The organism is Streptomyces prunicolor (assembly GCF_045162825.1).
GTDB lineage: Bacteria > Actinomycetota > Actinomycetes > Streptomycetales > Streptomycetaceae > Streptomyces > Streptomyces prunicolor.
This window is the reverse complement of record NZ_CP108676.1, coordinates 10,421,316-10,440,578: the sequence shown is the minus strand read 5'-3', so window position 1 is coordinate 10,440,578 and position 19,263 is coordinate 10,421,316. Positions and strand designations below refer to the sequence as shown.

Below are 19,263 nucleotides of genomic sequence, written 5' to 3'. Positions count from 1 at the left end.
CCGACCGCACCGAGGAGAAACCCCTTGCTCACCGAATACCAGCAGCGGCTGCGCGACCGCTGCCTCGCCGCCCCCGTCATGCCCGCTCCGGAGCCCTGGCACCCCGTGCTCGACAACAGCACCCCCATCGGCGGGCTGCTCGGCATCGGCTTCGCCACCGATCCCGGCACCGGGCACGATCTCGTGATGGTCGTCTCGACCGACGGTCACGGTCTCTTCGACGCGTCCACCGGCGAGAAGATCGCCCGCGACCGGGACCCCGATCCCGAGACCGGCACGCCCGACGGGCACCCGGATCTCGCCTGCCCCGGCCTCGGTCCGATCGCGGGCGTCCGGGTGCGGATTGCCGGTCTCTTCGGCGGCGGTCTGCACGCGACCGCTCCCGGCGGCTGGAGCACGGACGCCGTGAGCCCCGAGTGGCCCCACCACCGGGTGCTCCTCTCGACGGACGGCGGGCTCCACAAGGGACAGGCCGGAGAGACCTGGTGGCACATCTTCGACGCCGACTACTCGGAGCTGCGCGCAGCCGGCTTCTCACCCTCCGGGCGGACCCTCGCGGTCGCCACGAGCAGCGACCTCAGCCTGTGGACCCGCCGCGACGCGCACTGACGTACGGCCGCTTCTCCGGCTCCCGTTCGCGGCCGTTCACCCAGAAGAACAGCACCACCGACGACACCGCGGCGACCGCGCACCACGTCGATACGAACTCCAGCTCCCACAACGTCCAGCACACCAGCGCGCCGGCCGTGACCAGGATCCCCAGCACCACCAGCCCGCGCTCACCGGACAGCAGCAGCGAGCCGATCGTGGCCACGAGGTAGCCCGCGATGACCAGTTGGGCGTACGGAAGATCCACGACGTAGCCGAGGGTGTGGCCCCGGATCTCGGCCGTCACGGGGTGTACGGCCAGCGCGTGGGCGAGGGCCGCCGCGGTCACCGCGCCGACCGCGACCAGCACGCCGACCCGGGTCCGGGCCCGTCGTGGCGCCGCGCACCACACACCCACCGGGACCCACACCGCGAGCAGCGGCATGGCGATGGCGGCCCAGGCGAGGGTGGCGGGCCCGCTGCCCCCGTCGGCGGCCCACACCGCCGACTCGACGATCTGATGGGTGCCGAGCAGCAACGGCAGTGCGGCCATCGGGAGATCGGACCGCCTGCGCGCCCGCACCACACAAGCCACTCCTACGGCGGCGACCGCCGCGCCCGCCACGAGGTCGGCCCTCGCACTCCAGCACATGGCACCTCCACGGGATCCGTCCGCGTCCACCTCGGTCACCGGCCACGCTACGTCTCCGTCCCTCCCCGCCCCGGGTGACACGACGGCCGCGGCGTGCCGTCATGACCTGCCCGCGAGCACGTCCCTGACGCCCGGTCCGGACAACGCGCCGCTCCCCAGGCCCAGTTGGCAGCCGTGCCACGAAACCACCCCCGGCCTGCGCGGGAACGTCCCCCCGTGATTGGCTGACCCCGCCCAACCGCACACCGTGCGCACGCACAGGAGGACAACGCAGCCATGAGCAACGCCTACACGTTCGAGTACAAGGTCGTCAGTTTCCGGGAGTCGCTGATCGGCGACGCGCTGGACAGCGACAAGCTGGAGAAGGTCCTCAACAAGAACGCCGAGGACGGCTGGGGCCTCAAGGCCATCACCGCCGCCGACGTCAAGGGCCGCATAGGTCCCGGCGCGGTCGAGGGCCTGCTCCTCACCTTCGAGCGGCCTCGCGCGTAACCATCGATGCCGTGCGCGGGACGGGGGCGGCCGGGATTCGTCAGCGCCGAGGAGTTCGAGTCGGCGTACCGGGGCCCGGGATCTCCCCCGACCCGCGCGGGATCAGCTCGGTCGGCATGACGACCCTGCGGGGCGGTGACGTGTCCCCGTGGATGCGGGCGAACAGCAGATGCGCGGCGCTCGTCGCGAGAGCGACCGGGTCCTGCGCGATGACCGTGACCGGTGGCGTCAACTGCGCGGCCAGCGCGAAGTCGTCGAAGGCGATGAACGCGACGTCGGCGGGCAGCACGGCCCGCACGCCGAACGCGATGACTTCGTTGCCCGCGAGGACGGCCGTGGGCGGCTCCGGTGCGCAGAGGATCGCGGTGACGGCGCGGGCCGCGTCCGCGCCTGACCTCACCCCGTGCCGGACGAGCGCCGGATCGGCGTCGATGCCCGCGGCGTCCAGGGCCGCCAGATAGCCGCGGTGCCGTTCGCCGAAGGTCCAGATCTCCGGCTTGTCGCCGAGGTAGCCGATACGCCGGTGCCCGTGCGCGATCAGGTGGCTCACGGCCTGCCGCACCGCGCCGAAGTTGTCCACCACCACGGTGTCCACGTCCAGCCCGGGCGCCGCCCGGTCCACGCACACGATCTTCGTGCCCCGCGTCTGCGCCGAGCGCAGGAAGCGCTGGTCGCCCGCGACCGGGGTGAGGATCAGCCCGTCGACGCGCCGCGCGGTGAAGGCCGCGATGACCTCGCGTTCGCGGTGCGGGTCGGCGCGGCTGGAGCCGATGAGGACCATGTTGCCGCGCCGGTGGGCGATGTCCTCGGTGGCCGAGGCGACGGCGGCCATGAAGGGGTCGGCGACGTTGTCCACCATCAGTCCGATGGTCTGGCTCAGTCGGTCCGTACGGCGTAACTGCCGTGCCACGTCGTCGCGTTGATAGCCCAGCTTGCGGACGGCGGCCTCCACGCGGGCGGCGGTGGGCGGCGCCACGCCCGCCTCGCCGTTGACCACCCGGGACACCGTCATCACGCTGACGCCCGCTTCCGCGGCCACGTCCTTCATCCTGGGACGGCTGGGACGACCGGTCACGCCGCGTCCTCCCGAGGTCATCCAGCGCGACCGGACCAGAGCCTGTCCGACGGGCCGACGGTGTCCGCCCAATTCCCCGTTCGTTCACGACCCTTGACGCCCACCCACGGGCCTCCCAGAATCGACGAGCTGTTAACGATACCAACCAGAAGGCACAACATGGCCTCTGCAAGAGAACCCCTTCTCGCGGCACACGGTGTGGTCAAGCGTTTCGGCCATGTCCAGGCGCTCTCGGGCGCCGACTTCACGGCGTACGCCGGTGAGGTCGTCGCACTGATCGGTGACAACGGCGCCGGCAAGTCGACGTTGGTGAACGTACTTTCCGGCGTCCTCACCCCGGACGAGGGCGAGGTGCGCCTGGACGGGACGCCGGTCCGGTTCACGGGGCCGATGGACGCGCAACGGCACGGAGTCGAGACCGTCTACCAGGATCTCTCCCTGGCGCCGGATCTTGACGCTGCGTCAAATCTCTATCTCGGCAGGGAACTTGTGCGCGGAGGCCTGCTCGGTCGCCTGGGCGTGCTCGACCGACCCACCATGCGCCGGGAGGCGATCGCGGCGTTCGGTGAACTGGGCGTGGAGCTGAAAGATGTGACGGCTCCTGTGACAACGTTGTCAGGAGGGCAACGGCAGTCCGTGGCCGTAGCCCGGGCGGTCGCCTTCGCCAACAAGGTCATCTTCATGGACGAACCGACCGCCGCCCTGGGCGTCGTCCAGCGCGCCCGGGTCCTGGAGACCGTCCGCAGGGTCGCCGACCGGGGCATCTGCGTCGTCCTCATCAGCCACAACATGCCCGAGGTGCTGTCGGTCGCCGACCGGGTCGAAGTACTGCGGCTGGGACGCCGGGTGGCCTCGTTCACCGCGGCCGACGCCACGATCGAGAAACTCGTCGGCGCCATGACCGGATCGCTGGACGAGCCCGTGTCGAACGGGGACCACGGCCCGGTCGGCGCGACGGAAGCGGAGGACGGGCGATGAGCGCCAACAGCCAGGACATCAAGCCGGCCGCCCCGGCACAGGAGCCGCCCCCGGCCGATGCCGGACGCCTCGCGATACCCCCGTGGCTCCGACGGGCCGCCGGAATCAGCGAGTTGTGGACGTTCGTGATCCTCGTCGCGCTGGTCGCGTTCTTCACCATCGCGGCGCCGGGCAAGTTCTTCACCACGTACGACATCACGCAGATCGCGGTGAACGCGTCCATCTATCTGGTGCTCGGCGTCGGCATGACGTTCGTGATCATCACCGCGGGCATCGACCTGTCGATCGGCTCGGTGCTGGTGCTGGCGGCGGTGTCCGCGGGCGAGTGCAACGTCCACCACGGCGGGCCCGCCGCCGGCTGGTTCACGGTCGCGGTCTGCGTCGTCATCGCCCTTGCGGTGGGGGCGGGTTGGGGCGCGTTGCAGGGCGCGGTGGTGGCGACCGGGAAGGTGCCTCCGCTGATCGTGACCCTGGGCGGTCTGGGCGCGGCGCTCGGCATCGCCGAACTCGCCACCGGCGGCCAGGATCCGGCCGGCGCGTCCGCCGCGCACCTCCAGAACAGCCTGGGATTCGGCAAGTTGCTCGGCATCCCCTGGATGGTGATCCTCGCCGCGGTGGTCACCGCCCTGTTCGGCGCGTTGCTCAGCGCGACGAAGTTCGGCAGCAACACCCTGGCGATCGGCTCCAACCCGACCGCCGTCCGCCGCGCGGGCATCCCGGTGGGCCGCCACCTGATCAAGGTCTACGGCCTGATGGGTCTGTTGGCCGGTCTCGGCGCGGTGATGTGGCTGGCCTCGTACGGCACGACGTCGATCGCCGGGCACTCCACCGACAACCTGAAGGTGATCACCGCGGTGGTCCTGGGCGGCACCAGCCTCTTCGGCGGCCGGGGTTCGGTACTGGGCACGGTGATCGGCGTGTTCATCCCCGCGGTGCTCACCACCGGGCTGATCGTCATCGGCGTTCAGCAGTACTGGCAGGACGTCGCCGTCGGTGTCGTCCTGGTCGCCGCCGTCTACATCGACCAGATGCGCAGGAAGACCCGGGAGCGCGCATGACTCCCGGCACGAATCCCGCCCCGACATTCGCCCCAACCCTCGTACGACCCAGGAGGACAACCCCTATGTCGAGCATCCGCATCTCACGCAAAGTACTGGTCGCCGCGGGCACCGTGCTGGCCCTGACCGGCGCCGCCGCCTGCAGCTCGTCGAACGACAGCGGCAGTTCGGGGTCGAAGGGAGGCGCTTCCGGCAAGAAGGTCCGGCTGATCACCGGCGTGAAGAGCGACCCCTTCTACATCACCATGACCTGCGCGGCGCAGACCGAGGCCAAGGCCAAGGGCATGGACTTCTCCGCGGACGGCTCCGCACAGTGGGACGTCTCGGTGCAGCGGCCCCTCCTAGACTCGGTGGCGGCGTCCCGGCCGGACGGGCTGCTGATCTCGCCGGTCGACGTCAGCGCGCTCACCCCGTCGCTGAAGCAGATCCAGTCGGCCGGCACCAAGGTCGCGCTGGTGGACACCACGGTCACCGACAACTCGATCGGCATCACCCGGATCTCGTCCGACAACGAGAAGGGCGGCCGGGTGGCGGCCGACGCGCTCGCCAAGCTGATGAACGAGAAAGGCTCGGCCATTGTCATCAGCGTCAAGCCCGGTGTCTCCACCACGGACGCCCGCATCAAGGGCTTCACCGAGGAGATGAAGAAGTACCCGAACATCAAGATGCTGCCCACGCTCTACGACAACGACCTCCCGGCCACCGCGGCCTCCCAGATCCAGTCGACGCTGGCGGCCCACCCCGACCTGGGCGGTGTCTTCGCGGGGAACACCAACACCGGCACGGGCATAGCCACCGGTCTCAAGCAGGCCGGCAAGGAGGGCACGGTGAAGGTCGCCGCGTTCGACGCCGAACCGGACGAGGTCGCCTCGCTCAAGGCGGGCACCCTCCAGGTGCTGGTGGCGCAGGACCCGGCGGCGATCGGCCGGGAGGCCGTGGACCAGCTCGCCGCGGCCTTCGAGGGCAAGGCGGTCCAGAAGTCGGTCGGCACCAACATGGTCGCCATCACCAAGGCGAACATGAACCAGCCCGAGATCAGCAAGTACTTCTACAAGGCGGGGTGTTGAGCACAGTCCCCCTGTCACCGCCGCCGGGTGCCCTCCTGCGTCACGGGTGCCCGGCAGCGGCGTATCAAAAGGAGGATCGAGCCGTATCAAAAAGAGGGATCAAAAAGGGGACTTTGCATGACCATGCGCGAGGGTGCATAATCTTCCCATGTCTAAGGTCCTCACCTCCCTCCCCACCGGCGAGCGCGTCGGCATCGCCTTCTCGGGCGGACTCGACACCTCCGTCGCGGTCGCCTGGATGCGCGACAAGGGTGCCGTCCCCTGCACCTACACCGCCGACATCGGCCAGTACGACGAGCCCGACATCGCCTCGGTGCCCGGCCGCGCGCAGGCCTACGGCGCCGAGATCGCGCGTCTGGTCGACTGCCGTGCGGCGCTGGTCGAGGAGGGCCTGGCCGCGCTGACCTGCGGGGCGTTCCACATCCGCTCCGGCGGGCGCGCCTATTTCAACACCACCCCGCTGGGCCGTGCCGTCACCGGCACGCTGCTGGTCCGCGCGATGCTCGAGGACGACGTCCAGATCTGGGGCGACGGCTCGACCTTCAAGGGCAACGACATCGAGCGGTTCTACCGCTACGGCCTGCTCGCCAACCCGCACCTGCGGATCTACAAGCCCTGGCTGGACGCGGACTTCGTGACCGAGCTCGGCGGCCGCAAGGAAATGTCGGAGTGGCTGCTCGCCCACGAGCTGCCCTACCGCGACAGCACGGAGAAGGCGTACTCCACCGACGCCAACATCTGGGGCGCCACCCACGAGGCCAAGACCCTGGAGCACCTGGACACGGGTGTGGAGACCGTCGAGCCGATCATGGGCGTCCGCTTCTGGGACCCGTCGGTCGAGATCGTCACCGAGGACGTGACGATCGGCTTCGACCAGGGCCGCCCGGTGACGATCAACGGCAAGGAGTTCTCCTCCCCCGTGGACCTCGTCATGGAGGCCAACGCGATCGGCGGCCGGCACGGCCTGGGCATGTCCGACCAGATCGAGAACCGGATCATCGAGGCGAAGAGCCGCGGCATCTACGAGGCGCCCGGCATGGCCCTGCTGCACGCGGCCTACGAGCGTCTCGTGAACGCGATTCACAACGAGGACACCGTCGCGCAGTACCACAACGAGGGCCGACGCCTGGGTCGCCTGATGTACGAGGGCCGCTGGCTGGACCCGCAGGCCCTGATGGTCCGGGAGTCGCTCCAGCGCTGGGTCGGCTCGGCGATCACCGGTGAGGTCACCCTGCGGCTGCGGCGCGGCGAGGACTACTCGCTGCTCGACACCTCGGGCCCGGCGTTCAGCTACCACCCGGACAAGCTGTCCATGGAGCGCACCGAGGACTCGGCCTTCGGCCCGGTCGACCGCATCGGCCAGCTCACCATGCGCAACCTCGACATCGCCGACTCCCGCGCCAAGCTGGAGCAGTACGCCGGCCTCGGCCTCATCGGCACCGGCAACACCGCGATCGGCGCCGCCCAGGCCGCCGCGACCGGCCTCATCGGCAGCATGCCCGAGGGCGGCGCCGAGGCGATCGCCTCCCGCGGCGAGGTCTCCGAGGACGACGCACTGCTGGACCGCGCGGCGATGGAGTCGGGCACGGACTGATCAACTCCGGGGAGCGGAAACGCCGTTGGGCCGGTTCGACGCGTGGGGCGTCGGGCCGGCCTTTCGGCGCTCGTGGCCCTGAGAGGATGAGGATCCCGAGAGGCGAGAGGTGCCATGGCAGCGGGCGGACTGCGGGACGTGCTGACCGACTGGACCGACTACGACGCGGCGGGCTTCGAGCTCGGGAAGATCCTGGGGGTGTTTCCGGGGAACCAGTTGTTCGGCGGGGTCAAGCGAATGTTCTGGGTGGACGGCTACGCGCTCGGTGAGATGCTCGTCGACATCCTCGACCGGATGGCCGAAACGGGCGTGCTGCTGAAGAACGAGGACCATCAGTACATGTGGAACCCCGACGAGCCCGACCGGTCGCTCACGCGAGGCGACGTCGAGGGGAGCGAGCCCTCCCCCACACTCCCCGCGTAGCCTTCCCTGATGACCACGCCCAAGGCCGTCGACGTGAGCGTCGACGCGATGATCGAAGATCTCCGGACCCTCGTCGAGGTCGAGTCTCCCTCCCGTGACCTGGATGCCCTGCGGAAATCGGCCGGGACCGTCGCCGCTGTCATCGAGACCCGGCTCGGCGGGAAGGCGATGCTCGTCGAGAGCGAGGGCGGGCCGCATGTCCACTGGTCCGGCGGTGGCACGCCCCGCGTGCTGATCCTCGGCCACCACGACACGGTGTTCCCGCTCGGCACTCTCGCGCGCCGCCCCTTCCTGGTCGAGGACGGGCACGTGACCGGACCCGGTGTCTTCGACATGCTCGGCGGTCTGGTGCAGGCGATCCACGGGGTCGCGGGTCTCGGCGACCGGTCGGGCGTCGAGATTCTGGTGACCGCGGACGAGGAGGTCGGTTCCCGTTCCTCCCGGGCGCTCATCGAGGAACGCGCCCTCGCCTGCGGTGCCGTGCTCGTCGTCGAGGGTGCCGCCGACGGCGGGGGCGTGAAGACCGGCCGTAAGGGATGCGGCACGTTCGAGGTGTCCGTCGCGGGCCGCGCCTCGCACGCGGGGCTGGAGCCCGCCGCCGGGGTCAACGCGCTGGTCGAGGCGGCCCACCAGGTGCTGGACATCGCGGCCTTGGCGCGGCCCGAGGTGGGCACGACGGTCACGCCGACCGTCGCGTCCGCCGGGACGCTGGACAATGTCGTCCCCGCGCGGGCGACCGTCGTCGTGGACGTCCGGGTCGAGTCGGCCGACGAGAAGGAACGGATCGAGGCCGCGTTCGCCGCCCTCGCTCCACATCTCGACGAGGCCGTGATCACCGTAGAAGGATGTGTCGGTCGGCCGCCGATGCCCGAGTCGGCCGCGGCCGAACTGTTCGCTGTGGCACGGAAGTTGCTGCCCGGGCTCGAAGGCCGGGCGGTTGGCGGTGGGAGCGACGGGAACTTCACGGCCGCGCTGGGGGTACCGACGCTCGACGGACTGGGCGCGGTCGGGGGCGGGGCCCACGCCGACCACGAGTATCTGCTCGTCGCGTCGATGGCCGAGCGGGCGAGCCTCGTCGCCGGGCTGGTGGACGCGATCCGGAGCGCTTGACCCCGGACATGTCAGGTCCGTTCGGTCGGCATCAACAGGCTGCCGAAGAGCCATACTTGACCATACGGGGGATCGTCCCGTGATGGCCTGATACGGGAGCGGCAATCAGTGAGCAGTGTCAGCAAAGTTGCGGGGAAGGTCGAAGTTCGGCTCCGCTGGAATCCGAGCCCCTGGGGGCAGCAGCCGCGCCATCTGGACATCGTCGCGGCGACCTACTCCGCCGACGCCCCGCACGGACGCCCGGTGTACGTCGTCAACTCCGAGAGCCGCTCGCCGGACGGCACGATCAACATGAGCCGGCACAGCGAGAGCGGCCAGGGGTACGGCTACATGGAGGTGATGGTCCTCGAACTCGACCGGCTCGCCGCGTCCTTCGCGCGGGTGGTCGTGGGGGTGGCCATCCATCAGAACGGTGGGACGAGGACCTTCGGCGATCTGTCGCACGCCCGGGCACTGGTCGTGGAGGGGTACAAGGAGCTGCTGTCGGACGACTTCGCGGGAGTGGCCGGGTCCACCGCCGCGACGGTCGCGGAGTTCACCAAGGACGACTCCGGAGCCTGGGAGTTCCGCGCGATGGTGCGGGGCTTCGACAGCGAACCGGTGAGCTTCAGCGCGGAGATGGGCAGCGCGTCTCGGCCCTGACCGGCTGCTCCGCCTTGAACTCGGGAAGCAGCGCCGTGACGGTCGGCCGCTTGTGGCGCAGCTCGTGGACCACACCCAGGACGACGGCGGTGGCCACCGCGACCAGGTGCTCGCGGCCGGCCAGATTGGGTTTCACGATCGACTCCCACACCATCGACCCGCCGGTGAGGAAGAACACGACGGGCGCGCGCCGCACGACGGCGAGATACGTGAACAGTCCTACGACCGCGGCGGACGGCCCGGTGTCGAGGATCCGGCCGATCTCGGGCCGCAGCCCGATGCCGCCGCAGCCGGGCCCGATCAGGAGCATCACGCGCACCGTGAGGGTGCCGGCCAGCGTGGTCGCGTAGGCGACAGCCAGCGTGCGGGCCCGGCCGAGGGCCAGCTCGGCCAGCGCGAAGGCGAGGAACAGCTGGGTGATGCCGGCCCATACGGGCAGGTCGAGGGCGGGGACGTACAGCGATATGGGGGTGCGCAGCAGGGCGAGCCACAGCGGCAGGTCGCCCTGGACGCCGCCGATGTCCCGCACGATCACGGCTCCGGTCGGGTTCTGTGCGAGCGCGTGGAAGAAGATGACGCCGAAGGCGGCGACGAACGCCAGGGACACCCCCTTCAGTCCGCGCCGCAGCAGCTGTCGTACCGGATCGACGACGATGCCCTGCCATTCACCCCGCAGTGTGCGCCAGATGAACAACGCTCCCCCACTCCCCCCACCATCGGCCCAACATACGGATCGGAATCTAGCCCCCTGTGCACTTCCTGTGCGTCCCGGGCCGCCCTGAGCTGTTGTCGCAGTTCGCGGACGGTACGGGTGGGGCTGATATTGAAGAGTGGGAAGCTTTCCCGACGGTTGTTCGGGGACTGAAGGAAGCGGGAGGGCCGGTGCGCGCCTCAAGAGATCCGGCCGGTTCCACCGTGGTCGACGCCGGGCAACGGTCCACGCCTCCGCTCAGCTGGGCCGTGGTCGTGTTCTGGCTCGTCGTCGTCACGCTGATGGTGGCGGCGACCGGTATCGCGCTCGGCCGGGACACCCGGCCGGCCCCCTTTCTGGTGGTGCTGCCCGCGCTGATCGCCGGGCGCGGGACCGTACGGCAGACCACCGTCGCCTCCGTGTGGGTGACGATCGTCATCGCCGCCTCCCTCTTCGACAGCCCGCTGGACACGGCGGGCGCCGACGCGGCGGTCATCGCCTTCACCCTGGTGTTCAACGGCCTGAGCGTGGCGCGGGCGGCGCAGCGGATCCGCTGGGAGGGCGAGATCGCGCGGCTGCGTTCCGCGGCGGCGGCGCTGCAACGGCAGATCCTGCGCCCCTTCCCCCTGATGACCGACCAGTTGCTGGTCCACGGCCTCTACCGGCCGGTGGAGGAGGACAGCCGGGTGGGCGGCGATGTCTACGAGGTCGTCTCCTCGCCGTACGGCAGCCGTGTCTTCATCGCCGACGTCCAGGGCAAGGGCCTCCAGGCGATCAGCGCCGCGTTCGCCGTGCTCAGCGCCTTCCGCGAGGCGGCCGTGGCCGAGCCCACACTCACCGCCGTGGTCGACGCCCTGGAGGAGGCGGTGCTACGACACAACTCCTTCGCGGCACAGACCGGTGAACAGGAGCGGTTCGTGACGGCGCTCGTGCTGGGCGTGGACGGCGAGCGGGAGGTCCAGGCGATCAACTGCGGTCATGTGGCGCCGCTGCTGCTGCACAAGGAGCGGGCCGAGCCGGTGCTCCAACAGGAGCCCTGCGTTCCGCTGGGCCTCGACGCGCTGGCCCCTGAGCCTCGTACCGTCGAATGGTTCGCCTTCCCGCCGGACGGCACCCTGCTGCTCTGCACGGACGGCGTGACCGAGGCGCGCGATCCGTCCGGCGCGTTCTATCCCCTGGAGGAACGCGCGGCGGCCTGGGGCGACGTCCCCCCGACGGACGTTCCGGCCACCCTCTACGGCGACCTGCGCCGCCACACGGCGGGCACTCCCCGGGACGACACCGCGCTGCTGGTGCTGCGCAGGAGGGGCGACGCGGGGCTCGCCTGACCTCACGGACTTGTTGCCTGAAGCCGCGTGCCGATCAGGAGCGGCCACCCTGGCGCGGGTCGCCCGCTGTGAGGTGTTCGAGGACCTCGGCCAGCTCCTGGCAGGCCTTCTCCACCGACAGTCTGGTGTTGCGCTGCTCGGTGATGACCGATGACAGCAGCAGGGCGGTGAGGGCCATCGTTCCGTTGAAGGCCTGCAGCTTCATCATGACCTCGACATGGGTCAGGTCGGCGAACGGGCCCGTCTCCTGGGTCGCCGCGATGGTGGCCATGACGGACGCGAACAGGGCGCACAGCATGCTGCCCGCGAAACGGAACCGCAGGGCCGCCCAGATCAGCAGCGGATAGATCAGGAACAACAGGCTGACGTGGTTGTGGGTGACGAGGGGGACGATCACGCCGACGGTGGCCGCGAGCAGCAGGGCCTCCTTCCAGCGGTGCAGGTCAAGGGGCAGGCGTACGGTCCGCAGCACGAGCAGGAGCGGGGTCACGATCAGCACGCCCATCGCGTCGCCCACCCACCAGCCGAGCCAGACCGGCCAGAAGGAGTGGGCGGCCAGCTTGTCGGTGGCGACGAGCATGCCGACCCCGCAGGTCGCGCTGATCAGCATGGCGGTCAGGGCGCCGAGGAACACCAGGGCGAGCCCGTCGCGCAGCCGGCCGAGATCGGTGCGGAAGCGCACCCGGCGCAGCAGGAGGTAGGCGCAGGCGGGGGCCAGGGTGTTGCCGAGCAGCACGACGAGCGCGGTCGGCTGGAGCGAGGTGAGCGACATGATCACGAGGAGCACGCCGAGGGCGATGCCGGGCAGCACCCGCAGCCCGAAGATCAGCAGGCAGGCCACCGCGACGCCGGTGGGCGGCCAGATGGGGGTGAACACGGCGCCCTCGACGACCAGCTCCCGCAGCAGGCCGAGGCGTCCCGCCGCGAAGTAGCTGCCGGCGACGGCCAGCGTCAGGAGGGCGTACCCGGCCGGTCGCCGCAGATCCTCGAAACCCACCACAGCAGCCATCAGACACTGCCCCGGCCGTGTCGGCGAGGCGAGCCGCGCCCGGCCGCCGCGCCGCGCGAAGGGAACGGCACCGGGCCGACGCCCGCAGGCGGGGCACGGTGCGTACAGCCGTAACGGGGGCGCAGATGCAGGCACCGGCCTCCGCGACGGACGGGTCCTATGGCCCGATGTCGGGCTCATCGTGCCCCACGACCAGTACCGCCGCGTCGTCCTCGTGCCCCACACGCTCGGCTCCCTTGATCACGGCGGCCGCGAGCGAGCCCGCCTCCATGCCCGCCACGGCGGCGACTCCGGCGAGGCGCATCACCTGGTCGAGGCCCTCGTCGACGCTCATCGAGGGGCCCTCCACCACGCCGTCGGTCACCAGGACGAAGACTCCGCCGGTGGTGAGCCGGTGCTCGGTCACGGGGTACCGCTGCCCGGCGACGATGCCCAGCGGCGGGCCGCCCTCGTCGTCGGTGATGCCGGAGCGGCCGTCGGCGGTGGCCCAGACGGAGGGTATGTGTCCGGCCCGCGCGCTCTCCAGCACCCCGGTGATCGGGTCCAGGCGCATGAAGGTGCAGGTCGCGAAGAGTTCGCTACCGAGGGACAGGAGCAGGTCGTTCGTCAGCGAGAGGAGTTCACCGGGCTCGCTGGTGACGGAGGCGAGCGCCCGCAGGCCGACCCTCACCTGACCCATGAACGCGGCCGCCTCGATGTTGTGGCCCTGGACGTCGCCGATGGACAGGCCGATCCGCCCGTCGGGCATCGTGAACGCGTCGTACCAGTCGCCGCCCACGTTGAGGCCGTGGTTGGCGGGCGCGTACTGGACCGCGATATGGAACCGGGGGGTGACGGGCATGTCGCCGGGCAGCATGCCGCGCTGGAGGGCGACGGCCAGTTCGAGGAGGGAGCGCTGGAGCTCCGCGCGCTCGCGTGCCTGGGCGGTCAGCGTCCCGAGCCTGGCCAGCAGCTCGTCACCGTCGTCCATGGGGCGCTTCCGGGGCATCGACCACTCCAAAGGGGTTAGTACCGCTATAAGCATAAAGAACCGATTTTTCTGCCCCTGGAGTGTGCCGCCGAGAACGGCAACGGCCCGGCCACCGCGAGAAGCGGGGTCGGGCCGAGTCGTCGTACGTGCCGCGTCAGCCCTGGCGGGCCTTGAAGCGCGGGTCCTTCTTGTTGATCACGAACGTCACACCGCGGCGGCGTACCACCTGCGCGCCGGGCTTGGCCTTCAGTGAGCGAAGCGAATTGCGGACCTTCATGACGTCCTCCCGTAGCGGCGCTCGAAGCGCTCCACACGGCCCGCGGTGTCCACGACGCGCGTGTTGCCGGTGTAGAACGGGTGGCTGGCCGACGAGATCTCGACGTCGATCAGCGGGTAGGTGTTCCCGTCCGCCCACTCGATCGTGCGCGCCGACTGCGCGGTCGAGGTGGTCAGGAACGCGGTGTCCGCCGCGCGGTCGCGGAAGACGACCGGACGGGACACGGGGTGGATGCCAGACCTCATGGTGCTTCCTTCCTCAGGCCGTCCGGGTGGGACGGCCGCTCTGCTTCGTACGTGGGACTGCCGCCGCGCTCGGTTCAGCGCTGCTCGCGGAAATCGACGTGCTCTCCGGCGACCGGGTCGTACTTGCGCAGGACCAGCCGGTCGGGGTCGTTGCGACGGCTCTTGCGCGTCACGTAGGTGACGCCGGTACCGGCCGTCGACTTCAGGGTGACGACGGGACGGTTCGTGGTGCGTGCCATGAGGACCTCCTTCCGCCCACATCCCGGGATCTTGTCCCGAGCATGTCAGCTACATGCCTCTCAACACGGACACCCGGCGATCCATTCCCGCCCGCTAGGCGGCCACCGCGGCCCGCAAACGGGCGGCCCGTACGGCCTGGGAGAGGCCCTCGATGTCGTAGGCGCCGTGGTGCCGGCGGCCGTTCACGAAGAAGGTGGGCGTCCCCGCCACGCCGCTGAGGTCGGCCGACTCGACGTCCTCCGCGACATGGCCGGCGCCCTCGTGGGCCCGCATGTCACGGGTGAAGCGGGCGGTGTCCAGGCCGATCTGTTCGGCATAGCCCCGCAGGTCGATCAGGCGCAGGGCGCCCTGGTGGCTGAGGAGCAGGTCGTGCATCTCCCAGTAGCCGCCCTGCAACGCGGCGGCCTCCGCGGCCTCGGCGGCGAGCTGGGCGTGCGGGTGGACGTCGGTGAGCGGGAGGTGCCGCCACACGTACCGCACCTCGTCCCCGAAGGAGCCGAGCAGCTCGCGGACGACCGGCTCGGCCTGCCCGCAGAAGGGGCATTCGTAGTCGCCGTACTCCACGACGGTCACCGGAGCGTGCCGAGGTCCGCGCAGGTGGTCGCGGTCGGGGTCGACGGGGACGGACAGGTCGACGATGGTCTCCGCCCGGCCGAACAGGACCCTGGGCCGGATCTGCGGCGGCAGCAGTCCGATCACCCCGGTGACCAGTCGGCCGACCAGGAACGAGCAGATGACGGCGCTGAGGATGCCCGTCTTCGCGTCCTCCAGGGTGGTCCCGTCGAAGGCGAGGGTCGCGATCAGCAGGGAGACCGTGAAGCCGACGCCGGCCAGCGTGCCGCCCGCGGTCACCGCGCCCCAGCCGACCGGCGGCCGGATCCGGCCCCGGGACAGCACGCTGGTCAGCGCCGTCGAGGAGACGATGCCGAGCGGCTTGCCGACGACGTACCCGATGAGGATGCCGAGCGCGACGGGCGAGGTGAAGGCCCTGGCCAGCTGTTCCCCGCTGAGCTGGAGCCCGGCGTTGGCCAGCGCGAACAGCGGGACCACGGCGTAGCTCGCCCACGGGTGGTAGATGCGCTGGAGCCGGTCGTTCGGGGAGATCGACGCCGCGATTCCGGCGCGTACGTCGCGTTCCAGCTCGGGTGTGGGCTGCTCGCGGAAGAGCCGGAACAGGCCGGTCGCGCGCTCCAGGTCGTCGCGCCCCGCCGGATAGGCGTACGTGATCAGCCCCATGGCCAGCCCGATGACGACGGGGTCCACGCCCGATTTGAGCAGGGCGACCCAGGCGACGAGCCCGAGCAGCGCGTACAGCGGTCCCCGGCGCACCCGGAACCGGCGCAGCAGCATGACGACGGCGAACGTGCCGACGGCGACCAGGAGTGCCGGTACGGCGATGTGGTCGCTGTAGAAGACGGCGATCACGACGAGCGCGAGGAAGTCGTCGACGACGGTGATCGTGAGGAGGAACACGCGCAGCCCGGGCGGCATGTGGCGGCCCACGACGGCGAGCATGCCCAGCGCGAACGCCGTGTCGGTGGACATCACCGCGCCCCAGCCGTCCGCCGTCCCGTGCCCGCTGTTGATCACCAGGTAGATGGCGATCGGCACGAGCATCCCGCTGGCGCCCGCGACCATAGGCAGCGCCAGCCGTCTGCGCTCGCGCAGCTCGCCCATGTCGAACTCGCGGCGCGCCTCCAGCCCGACGACGAGGAAGAACAGCGTCATCAGCCCGCTGTTGACCCACTCGCGCAGATCGAGGGAGATCCCGTGCGAGCCGAGCCGGACGGAGAGGTGGGTCTCCCAGAACGTCTCGTACGCCGACGGCGTGACGTTGGCCCAGACGAGCGCGACGAGCGCCGCCGCCACCAGGACGGCGGCGCTGCCGGTCTCGGTCCGCAGGAAGTCACGCAGCGGGGTGCGCGCTTCGTCACCGCACGTGGTCTGCCCCGTGTAGTCGGTCGTTTCGAAGGACATACGGGGTTCACTTCCGTCGTGCGTCATGGCTCACCTGACGCCCCAACACCACCTGCCGCACCATTCATTCCTACGACAGCCGGTGCCACGGCCTCCGGGTCAGCCGCCCAGGGCCGCCCCGACCACAGCCTTCGCCTCCTCCTGCACCTGGCCGAGGTGGTCGGGACCGAGGAAGGACTCGGCGTAGATCTTGTAGACATCCTCGGTGCCGGAGGGCCGCGCCGCGAACCAGGCGTTGGCGGTCGTCACCTTGATGCCGCCGAGGGCCGCGCCGTTGCCGGGTGCCTCGGTGAGGACGCCGGTGACGGGCTCGCCGGCCAGGGTGTCGGCGGTGACCTGCGCGGGCGAGAGCTTGGCGAGCAGCGCCTTCTCCTCGCGGGAGGCCGGGGCGTCGATCCGGGCGTAGGCGGGCGAGCCGAAGCGGTCCGTGAGCGCCGCGTAGTGCTGGGACGGCGTCTTCCCGGTGACCGCCGTGATCTCGCCGGCGAGCAGCGCCAGGATGATGCCGTCCTTGTCGGTGGTCCACACGGACCCGTCCCGGCGCAGGAAGGACGCGCCGGCCGACTCCTCGCCGCCGAAGCCGAGCGAGCCGTCGACCAGTCCGTCCACGAACCACTTGAAGCCGACGGGCACCTCGACGAGCCGGCGCCCGAGGTCGGCGGCGACCCGGTCGATCATCGACGAGGACACCAGGGTCTTGCCCACGCCCGCGTCGGCGGGCCACTGCTCGCGGTGGGCGTAGAGGTAGGCGATGGCGGCGGCCAGGTAGTGGTTGGGGTTCATCAGGCCCGCGTCCGGGGTGACGATGCCGTGCCGGTCGGAGTCGGCGTCGTTGCCGGTGGCGATGTCGAACCGGTCGCGCTGGGCGATCAGCGAGGCCATCGCGTACGGCGACGAGCAGTCCATGCGGATCTTGCCGTCCCAGTCCAGCGTCATGAACCGCCAGGTCGGGTCCGTGAGCGGATTGACCACGGTCAGGTCGAGCCGGTGCTCCTCGGCGATCCGGCCCCAGTAGGCGACGGACGCCCCGCCCAGCGGGTCGGCGCCGATCCGCACACCGGCCGTACGGATCGCGTCCAGGTCGAGCACGCTCGGCAGGTCGGCGACGTAGGTGCCGAGGAAGTCGTAGCGGCCCGTGCCGGGAGCGGCGAGCGCGCGGGTGTACGGGATGCGGCGGACGTCCTTCATGCCGCTCGCGATGATCTCGTTGGCGCGGTCCTGGATCCAGGAGGTGATCTCGGAGCCCGCCGGGCCGCCGTTCGGCGGGTTGTACTTGAAGCCGCCGTCGCCGGGCGGGTTGTGGGACGGGGTGACCACGACGCCGTCCGCGAGGCCCGAGGTGCGGCCGCGGTTGTGGGCGAGGATCGCGTGGGACACCGCCGGGGTGGGTGTGTAGCCGTCGGCGGTGTCGATGAGGACCGTGACCTCGTTGGCGGCGAACACCTCCAGGGCGGTGACCTTCGCGGGCTCGGACAACGCGTGCGTGTCGGCCCCGATGAAGAGCGGGCCGTCGGTGCCCTGGTCCGCGCGGTACTCGCAGATGGCCTGGCTGGTGGCGGCGATGTGGTCCTCGTTGAACGCGGTCGCCAGGGAGGAGCCCCGGTGCCCGGAGGTGCCGAACGCGACGCGCTGCCCCGGCTCGGCGGGGTCCGGGTGCAGCGCGTAGTACGCGGTGACCAGTCGGGCTACGTCGACGAGATCCTCTGCGCGGGCCTGCTCGCCCGCTCGCTCGTGTGGCATGGTGGCCCGCTCCTCCGTATCGACCGACTTCGCGTACGGCCCCATCTTTCCTCGTCAGGGGCGCGTTTAGCGAGTACACCCCCTCCGCCTGTGGAAAACCCGGGCCGCTGCTGTCCGTCAGTACCGGTGGCGCCGGTCCAGTTGCTTCAGGACCGCGCCCGCCATGGCCGCCTCGCCCTTCGCGTTGGGGTGCGCCGGAGCAGCGGGGGACGCGGGTTGCAGCGGCTCTATCCAGCGGTCGGCGGGCGCCTTGCACATGTCGTGGCCGACGGTGGGGCCGTAAGTGTCCACGTACTCCGCGCCGTTGAGCGCGGCCACCACACGGAGCATCAGGTTGAGGCGCTTGCCGGTGTCCCGGAGATAGGGGAAGTCCTTGGCTGCGAACGGCGCCGAGGGGTAGCAGCCGCTGCCGTCGTCGGGCAGCAGGTCCGGGTAGCCGACGACGAGCACGCGCGCGTGGGGTGCCTGCTTGTGCACCGCACGGAGGACCTTGGTGACCTTCGGCGCGGTGTTGAGGACGGCCAGCGCCAACTGGTCGACGCCGGTGGAGTTGTAGTAGCGCTGGCAGGGGTTGCCGGTCAGGTCCGTGGCGCTGAGCTTGGCGCACGTCCCGATGATGGTGCTGAACCCGATGTCGTTGCCGCCGATCTGGACCGTCACCAGGTCCGTGTTCCGCTGTACGGCGTCGAGTTGGGGCGGGTTGGTGCCCTGCGCCTTCCACATCTCGGCGGTCGTCGCGCCGCTGCAGCTCACGTCCTTGAGGACGGTCCCTCTTTGGTCCGCCGTCACCACAGAGGGGTAGTTGTGGTCGGAGCGGGCACAGTTGGCGTCCACCTGGGTCGGTATGTACGGGCCCGAGGTGTAGGAGTCGCCGAGCGCCACGTACTGCGTGGAACGGCCGTGCCCATGGCCCGAGTTGTGCGCGGCCGCCGGCGCCGCGGAGGCGACGACGAGGGCGCAGCCGCTGACCGCTGCCGCGACCGCCACGGTCCTGCCCCGGTGGTGCGCCGTCGCGGCCGGATGCGTCTCACGCTTCATGAGATTCCTCCCCAGGTACGAGACGGTGCGACGGGGCGGGCCCGATGCGGTCGTCTCTCGTTCAACTGG

Annotated in this window: 21 protein-coding genes; 10 read left to right on the top strand and 11 right to left on the bottom strand. The window is 70.7% G+C overall.

All coding sequences use genetic code 11. The annotated features are described in order from the left end of the window. Positions 1 to 24: 24 nt before the first annotated feature. Positions 25 to 609, top strand: a complete 585-nt coding sequence (locus OG588_RS47210; protein ID WP_405952689.1) for a hypothetical protein — start codon at positions 25 to 27, stop codon at positions 607 to 609. On the opposite strand, the gene OG588_RS47205 is transcribed toward OG588_RS47210, so the two are convergent. Continuing rightward, positions 578 to 1,240 (bottom strand): DUF6629 family protein, encoded by a 663-nt coding sequence (locus tag OG588_RS47205; protein ID WP_405952688.1) that lies wholly within the window; start codon positions 1,238 to 1,240, stop codon positions 578 to 580. The two genes, OG588_RS47210 and OG588_RS47205, sit on opposite strands and share 32 nt — an antisense overlap. 276 nt (positions 1,241 to 1,516) lie before the next feature. Here OG588_RS47205 and OG588_RS47200 point away from each other — a divergent pair, with 276 nt between their 5' ends. Beyond that, positions 1,517 to 1,732 (top strand): DUF4177 domain-containing protein, encoded by a 216-nt coding sequence (locus OG588_RS47200; protein ID WP_405952687.1) that lies wholly within the window; start codon positions 1,517 to 1,519, stop codon positions 1,730 to 1,732. A gap of 40 nt (positions 1,733 to 1,772) precedes the next feature. On the opposite strand, the gene OG588_RS47195 is transcribed toward OG588_RS47200, so the two are convergent. After that, entirely contained in the window at positions 1,773 to 2,807 is a 1,035-nt protein-coding gene (locus tag OG588_RS47195; RefSeq protein ID WP_405952686.1) for a LacI family DNA-binding transcriptional regulator, read from the bottom strand. 159 nt (positions 2,808 to 2,966) lie between these two features. Here OG588_RS47195 and OG588_RS47190 point away from each other — a divergent pair, with 159 nt between their 5' ends. The 7 genes from OG588_RS47190 to OG588_RS47160 all read left to right on the top strand — a co-directional run bounded on the left by OG588_RS47190 (position 2,967) and on the right by OG588_RS47160 (position 9,679). Then, the gene (locus OG588_RS47190; RefSeq protein ID WP_366093943.1) at positions 2,967 to 3,785 is read left to right on the top strand and encodes an ATP-binding cassette domain-containing protein; all 819 of its coding nucleotides are present in this window, start codon (positions 2,967 to 2,969) and stop codon (positions 3,783 to 3,785) included. Continuing rightward, positions 3,782 to 4,843, top strand: coding sequence for an ABC transporter permease (locus tag OG588_RS47185; RefSeq protein WP_405952685.1), 1,062 nt, complete (start codon positions 3,782 to 3,784; stop codon positions 4,841 to 4,843). The genes OG588_RS47190 and OG588_RS47185 overlap by 4 nt, the downstream gene beginning before the upstream one ends. Positions 4,844 to 4,908: 65 nt before the next feature. Continuing rightward, the gene (locus OG588_RS47180; RefSeq protein ID WP_405952684.1) at positions 4,909 to 5,910 is read left to right on the top strand and encodes an ABC transporter substrate-binding protein; all 1,002 of its coding nucleotides are present in this window, start codon (positions 4,909 to 4,911) and stop codon (positions 5,908 to 5,910) included. 148 nt (positions 5,911 to 6,058) lie between these two features. Continuing rightward, positions 6,059 to 7,504, top strand: coding sequence for an argininosuccinate synthase (argG, locus tag OG588_RS47175; protein WP_033280510.1), 1,446 nt, complete (start codon positions 6,059 to 6,061; stop codon positions 7,502 to 7,504). Between the two features lie 114 nt (positions 7,505 to 7,618). Next, on the top strand, positions 7,619 to 7,927 hold the full coding sequence (locus OG588_RS47170) for a hypothetical protein (protein WP_405952683.1): 309 nt from the start codon (positions 7,619 to 7,621) through the stop codon (positions 7,925 to 7,927). A gap of 9 nt (positions 7,928 to 7,936) precedes the next feature. Further along, on the top strand, positions 7,937 to 9,037 hold the full coding sequence (locus tag OG588_RS47165) for a M20 family metallopeptidase (RefSeq protein ID WP_405952682.1): 1,101 nt from the start codon (positions 7,937 to 7,939) through the stop codon (positions 9,035 to 9,037). A 108-nt stretch (positions 9,038 to 9,145) separates the two neighbouring features. Then, a complete protein-coding gene (locus OG588_RS47160) occupies positions 9,146 to 9,679 on the top strand; it encodes a TerD family protein (RefSeq protein ID WP_019056087.1) in 534 nt (177 codons plus the stop codon). Here OG588_RS47160 and OG588_RS47155 read toward each other — a convergent pair. Beyond that, the gene (locus tag OG588_RS47155) at positions 9,645 to 10,373 is read right to left on the bottom strand and encodes a hypothetical protein (RefSeq protein ID WP_405952681.1); all 729 of its coding nucleotides are present in this window, start codon (positions 10,371 to 10,373) and stop codon (positions 9,645 to 9,647) included. The genes OG588_RS47160 and OG588_RS47155 overlap by 35 nt on opposite strands. Before the next feature lie 188 nt (positions 10,374 to 10,561). Between OG588_RS47155 and OG588_RS47150 the strand changes: the two genes are divergently transcribed. Further along, the gene (locus OG588_RS47150; protein ID WP_405952680.1) at positions 10,562 to 11,698 is read left to right on the top strand and encodes a PP2C family protein-serine/threonine phosphatase; all 1,137 of its coding nucleotides are present in this window, start codon (positions 10,562 to 10,564) and stop codon (positions 11,696 to 11,698) included. Positions 11,699 to 11,732: 34 nt separating this feature from the next. On the opposite strand, the gene OG588_RS47145 is transcribed toward OG588_RS47150, so the two are convergent. The 8 genes from OG588_RS47145 to OG588_RS47110 form a co-directional block, all read right to left on the bottom strand. After that, on the bottom strand, positions 11,733 to 12,707 hold the full coding sequence (locus OG588_RS47145; protein ID WP_405952679.1) for an MASE1 domain-containing protein: 975 nt from the start codon (positions 12,705 to 12,707) through the stop codon (positions 11,733 to 11,735). A gap of 157 nt (positions 12,708 to 12,864) precedes the next feature. Further along, positions 12,865 to 13,695 (bottom strand): PP2C family protein-serine/threonine phosphatase, encoded by an 831-nt coding sequence (locus OG588_RS47140; protein WP_405952678.1) that lies wholly within the window; start codon positions 13,693 to 13,695, stop codon positions 12,865 to 12,867. A 136-nt stretch (positions 13,696 to 13,831) separates the two neighbouring features. Continuing rightward, positions 13,832 to 13,954 (bottom strand): type B 50S ribosomal protein L36, encoded by a 123-nt coding sequence (ykgO, locus tag OG588_RS47135; RefSeq protein ID WP_014669332.1) that lies wholly within the window; start codon positions 13,952 to 13,954, stop codon positions 13,832 to 13,834. Then, the gene (locus OG588_RS47130) at positions 13,951 to 14,199 is read right to left on the bottom strand and encodes a type B 50S ribosomal protein L31 (protein WP_026150279.1); all 249 of its coding nucleotides are present in this window, start codon (positions 14,197 to 14,199) and stop codon (positions 13,951 to 13,953) included. The genes ykgO and OG588_RS47130 overlap by 4 nt, the downstream gene beginning before the upstream one ends. 74 nt (positions 14,200 to 14,273) lie before the next feature. After that, positions 14,274 to 14,438 (bottom strand): 50S ribosomal protein L33, encoded by a 165-nt coding sequence (gene rpmG / locus OG588_RS47125; protein WP_405952677.1) that lies wholly within the window; start codon positions 14,436 to 14,438, stop codon positions 14,274 to 14,276. A gap of 94 nt (positions 14,439 to 14,532) precedes the next feature. Then, positions 14,533 to 16,416 (bottom strand): Na+/H+ antiporter NhaA, encoded by a 1,884-nt coding sequence (gene nhaA / locus OG588_RS47120; protein ID WP_366093936.1) that lies wholly within the window; start codon positions 16,414 to 16,416, stop codon positions 14,533 to 14,535. Positions 16,417 to 16,515: 99 nt separating this feature from the next. After that, positions 16,516 to 18,156 carry a phosphoglucomutase (alpha-D-glucose-1,6-bisphosphate-dependent) gene (pgm, locus tag OG588_RS47115; RefSeq protein ID WP_405952676.1) on the bottom strand — a complete coding sequence of 547 codons (1,641 nt, stop codon included), beginning with the start codon at positions 18,154 to 18,156 and terminating at the stop codon, positions 16,516 to 16,518. A 117-nt stretch (positions 18,157 to 18,273) separates the two neighbouring features. Further along, a complete protein-coding gene (locus OG588_RS47110) occupies positions 18,274 to 19,194 on the bottom strand; it encodes an SGNH/GDSL hydrolase family protein (protein ID WP_405952675.1) in 921 nt (306 codons plus the stop codon). Positions 19,195 to 19,263: the final 69 nt, after the last annotated feature.

Coding starts and splice junctions, on each gene's coding strand:
- OG588_RS47205 (WP_405952688.1), bottom strand. CDS start 1,240: ATGTGCTGGAGTGCGAGGGCCGACCTCGTGGCGGGCGCGGCGGTCGCC.
- OG588_RS47200 (WP_405952687.1), top strand. CDS start 1,517: ATGAGCAACGCCTACACGTTCGAGTACAAGGTCGTCAGTTTCCGGGAG.
- OG588_RS47190 (WP_366093943.1), top strand. CDS start 2,967: ATGGCCTCTGCAAGAGAACCCCTTCTCGCGGCACACGGTGTGGTCAAG.
- OG588_RS47185 (WP_405952685.1), top strand. CDS start 3,782: ATGAGCGCCAACAGCCAGGACATCAAGCCGGCCGCCCCGGCACAGGAG.
- OG588_RS47180 (WP_405952684.1), top strand. CDS start 4,909: ATGTCGAGCATCCGCATCTCACGCAAAGTACTGGTCGCCGCGGGCACC.
- argG (WP_033280510.1), top strand. CDS start 6,059: ATGTCTAAGGTCCTCACCTCCCTCCCCACCGGCGAGCGCGTCGGCATC.
- OG588_RS47170 (WP_405952683.1), top strand. CDS start 7,619: ATGGCAGCGGGCGGACTGCGGGACGTGCTGACCGACTGGACCGACTAC.
- OG588_RS47165 (WP_405952682.1), top strand. CDS start 7,937: ATGACCACGCCCAAGGCCGTCGACGTGAGCGTCGACGCGATGATCGAA.
- OG588_RS47145 (WP_405952679.1), bottom strand. CDS start 12,707: ATGGCTGCTGTGGTGGGTTTCGAGGATCTGCGGCGACCGGCCGGGTAC.
- OG588_RS47140 (WP_405952678.1), bottom strand. CDS start 13,695: ATGCCCCGGAAGCGCCCCATGGACGACGGTGACGAGCTGCTGGCCAGG.
- ykgO (WP_014669332.1), bottom strand. CDS start 13,954: ATGAAGGTCCGCAATTCGCTTCGCTCACTGAAGGCCAAGCCCGGCGCG.
- OG588_RS47130 (WP_026150279.1), bottom strand. CDS start 14,199: ATGAGGTCTGGCATCCACCCCGTGTCCCGTCCGGTCGTCTTCCGCGAC.
- rpmG (WP_405952677.1), bottom strand. CDS start 14,438: ATGGCACGCACCACGAACCGTCCCGTCGTCACCCTGAAGTCGACGGCC.
- nhaA (WP_366093936.1), bottom strand. CDS start 16,416: ATGTCCTTCGAAACGACCGACTACACGGGGCAGACCACGTGCGGTGAC.
- pgm (WP_405952676.1), bottom strand. CDS start 18,156: ATGCCACACGAGCGAGCGGGCGAGCAGGCCCGCGCAGAGGATCTCGTC.
- OG588_RS47110 (WP_405952675.1), bottom strand. CDS start 19,194: ATGAAGCGTGAGACGCATCCGGCCGCGACGGCGCACCACCGGGGCAGG.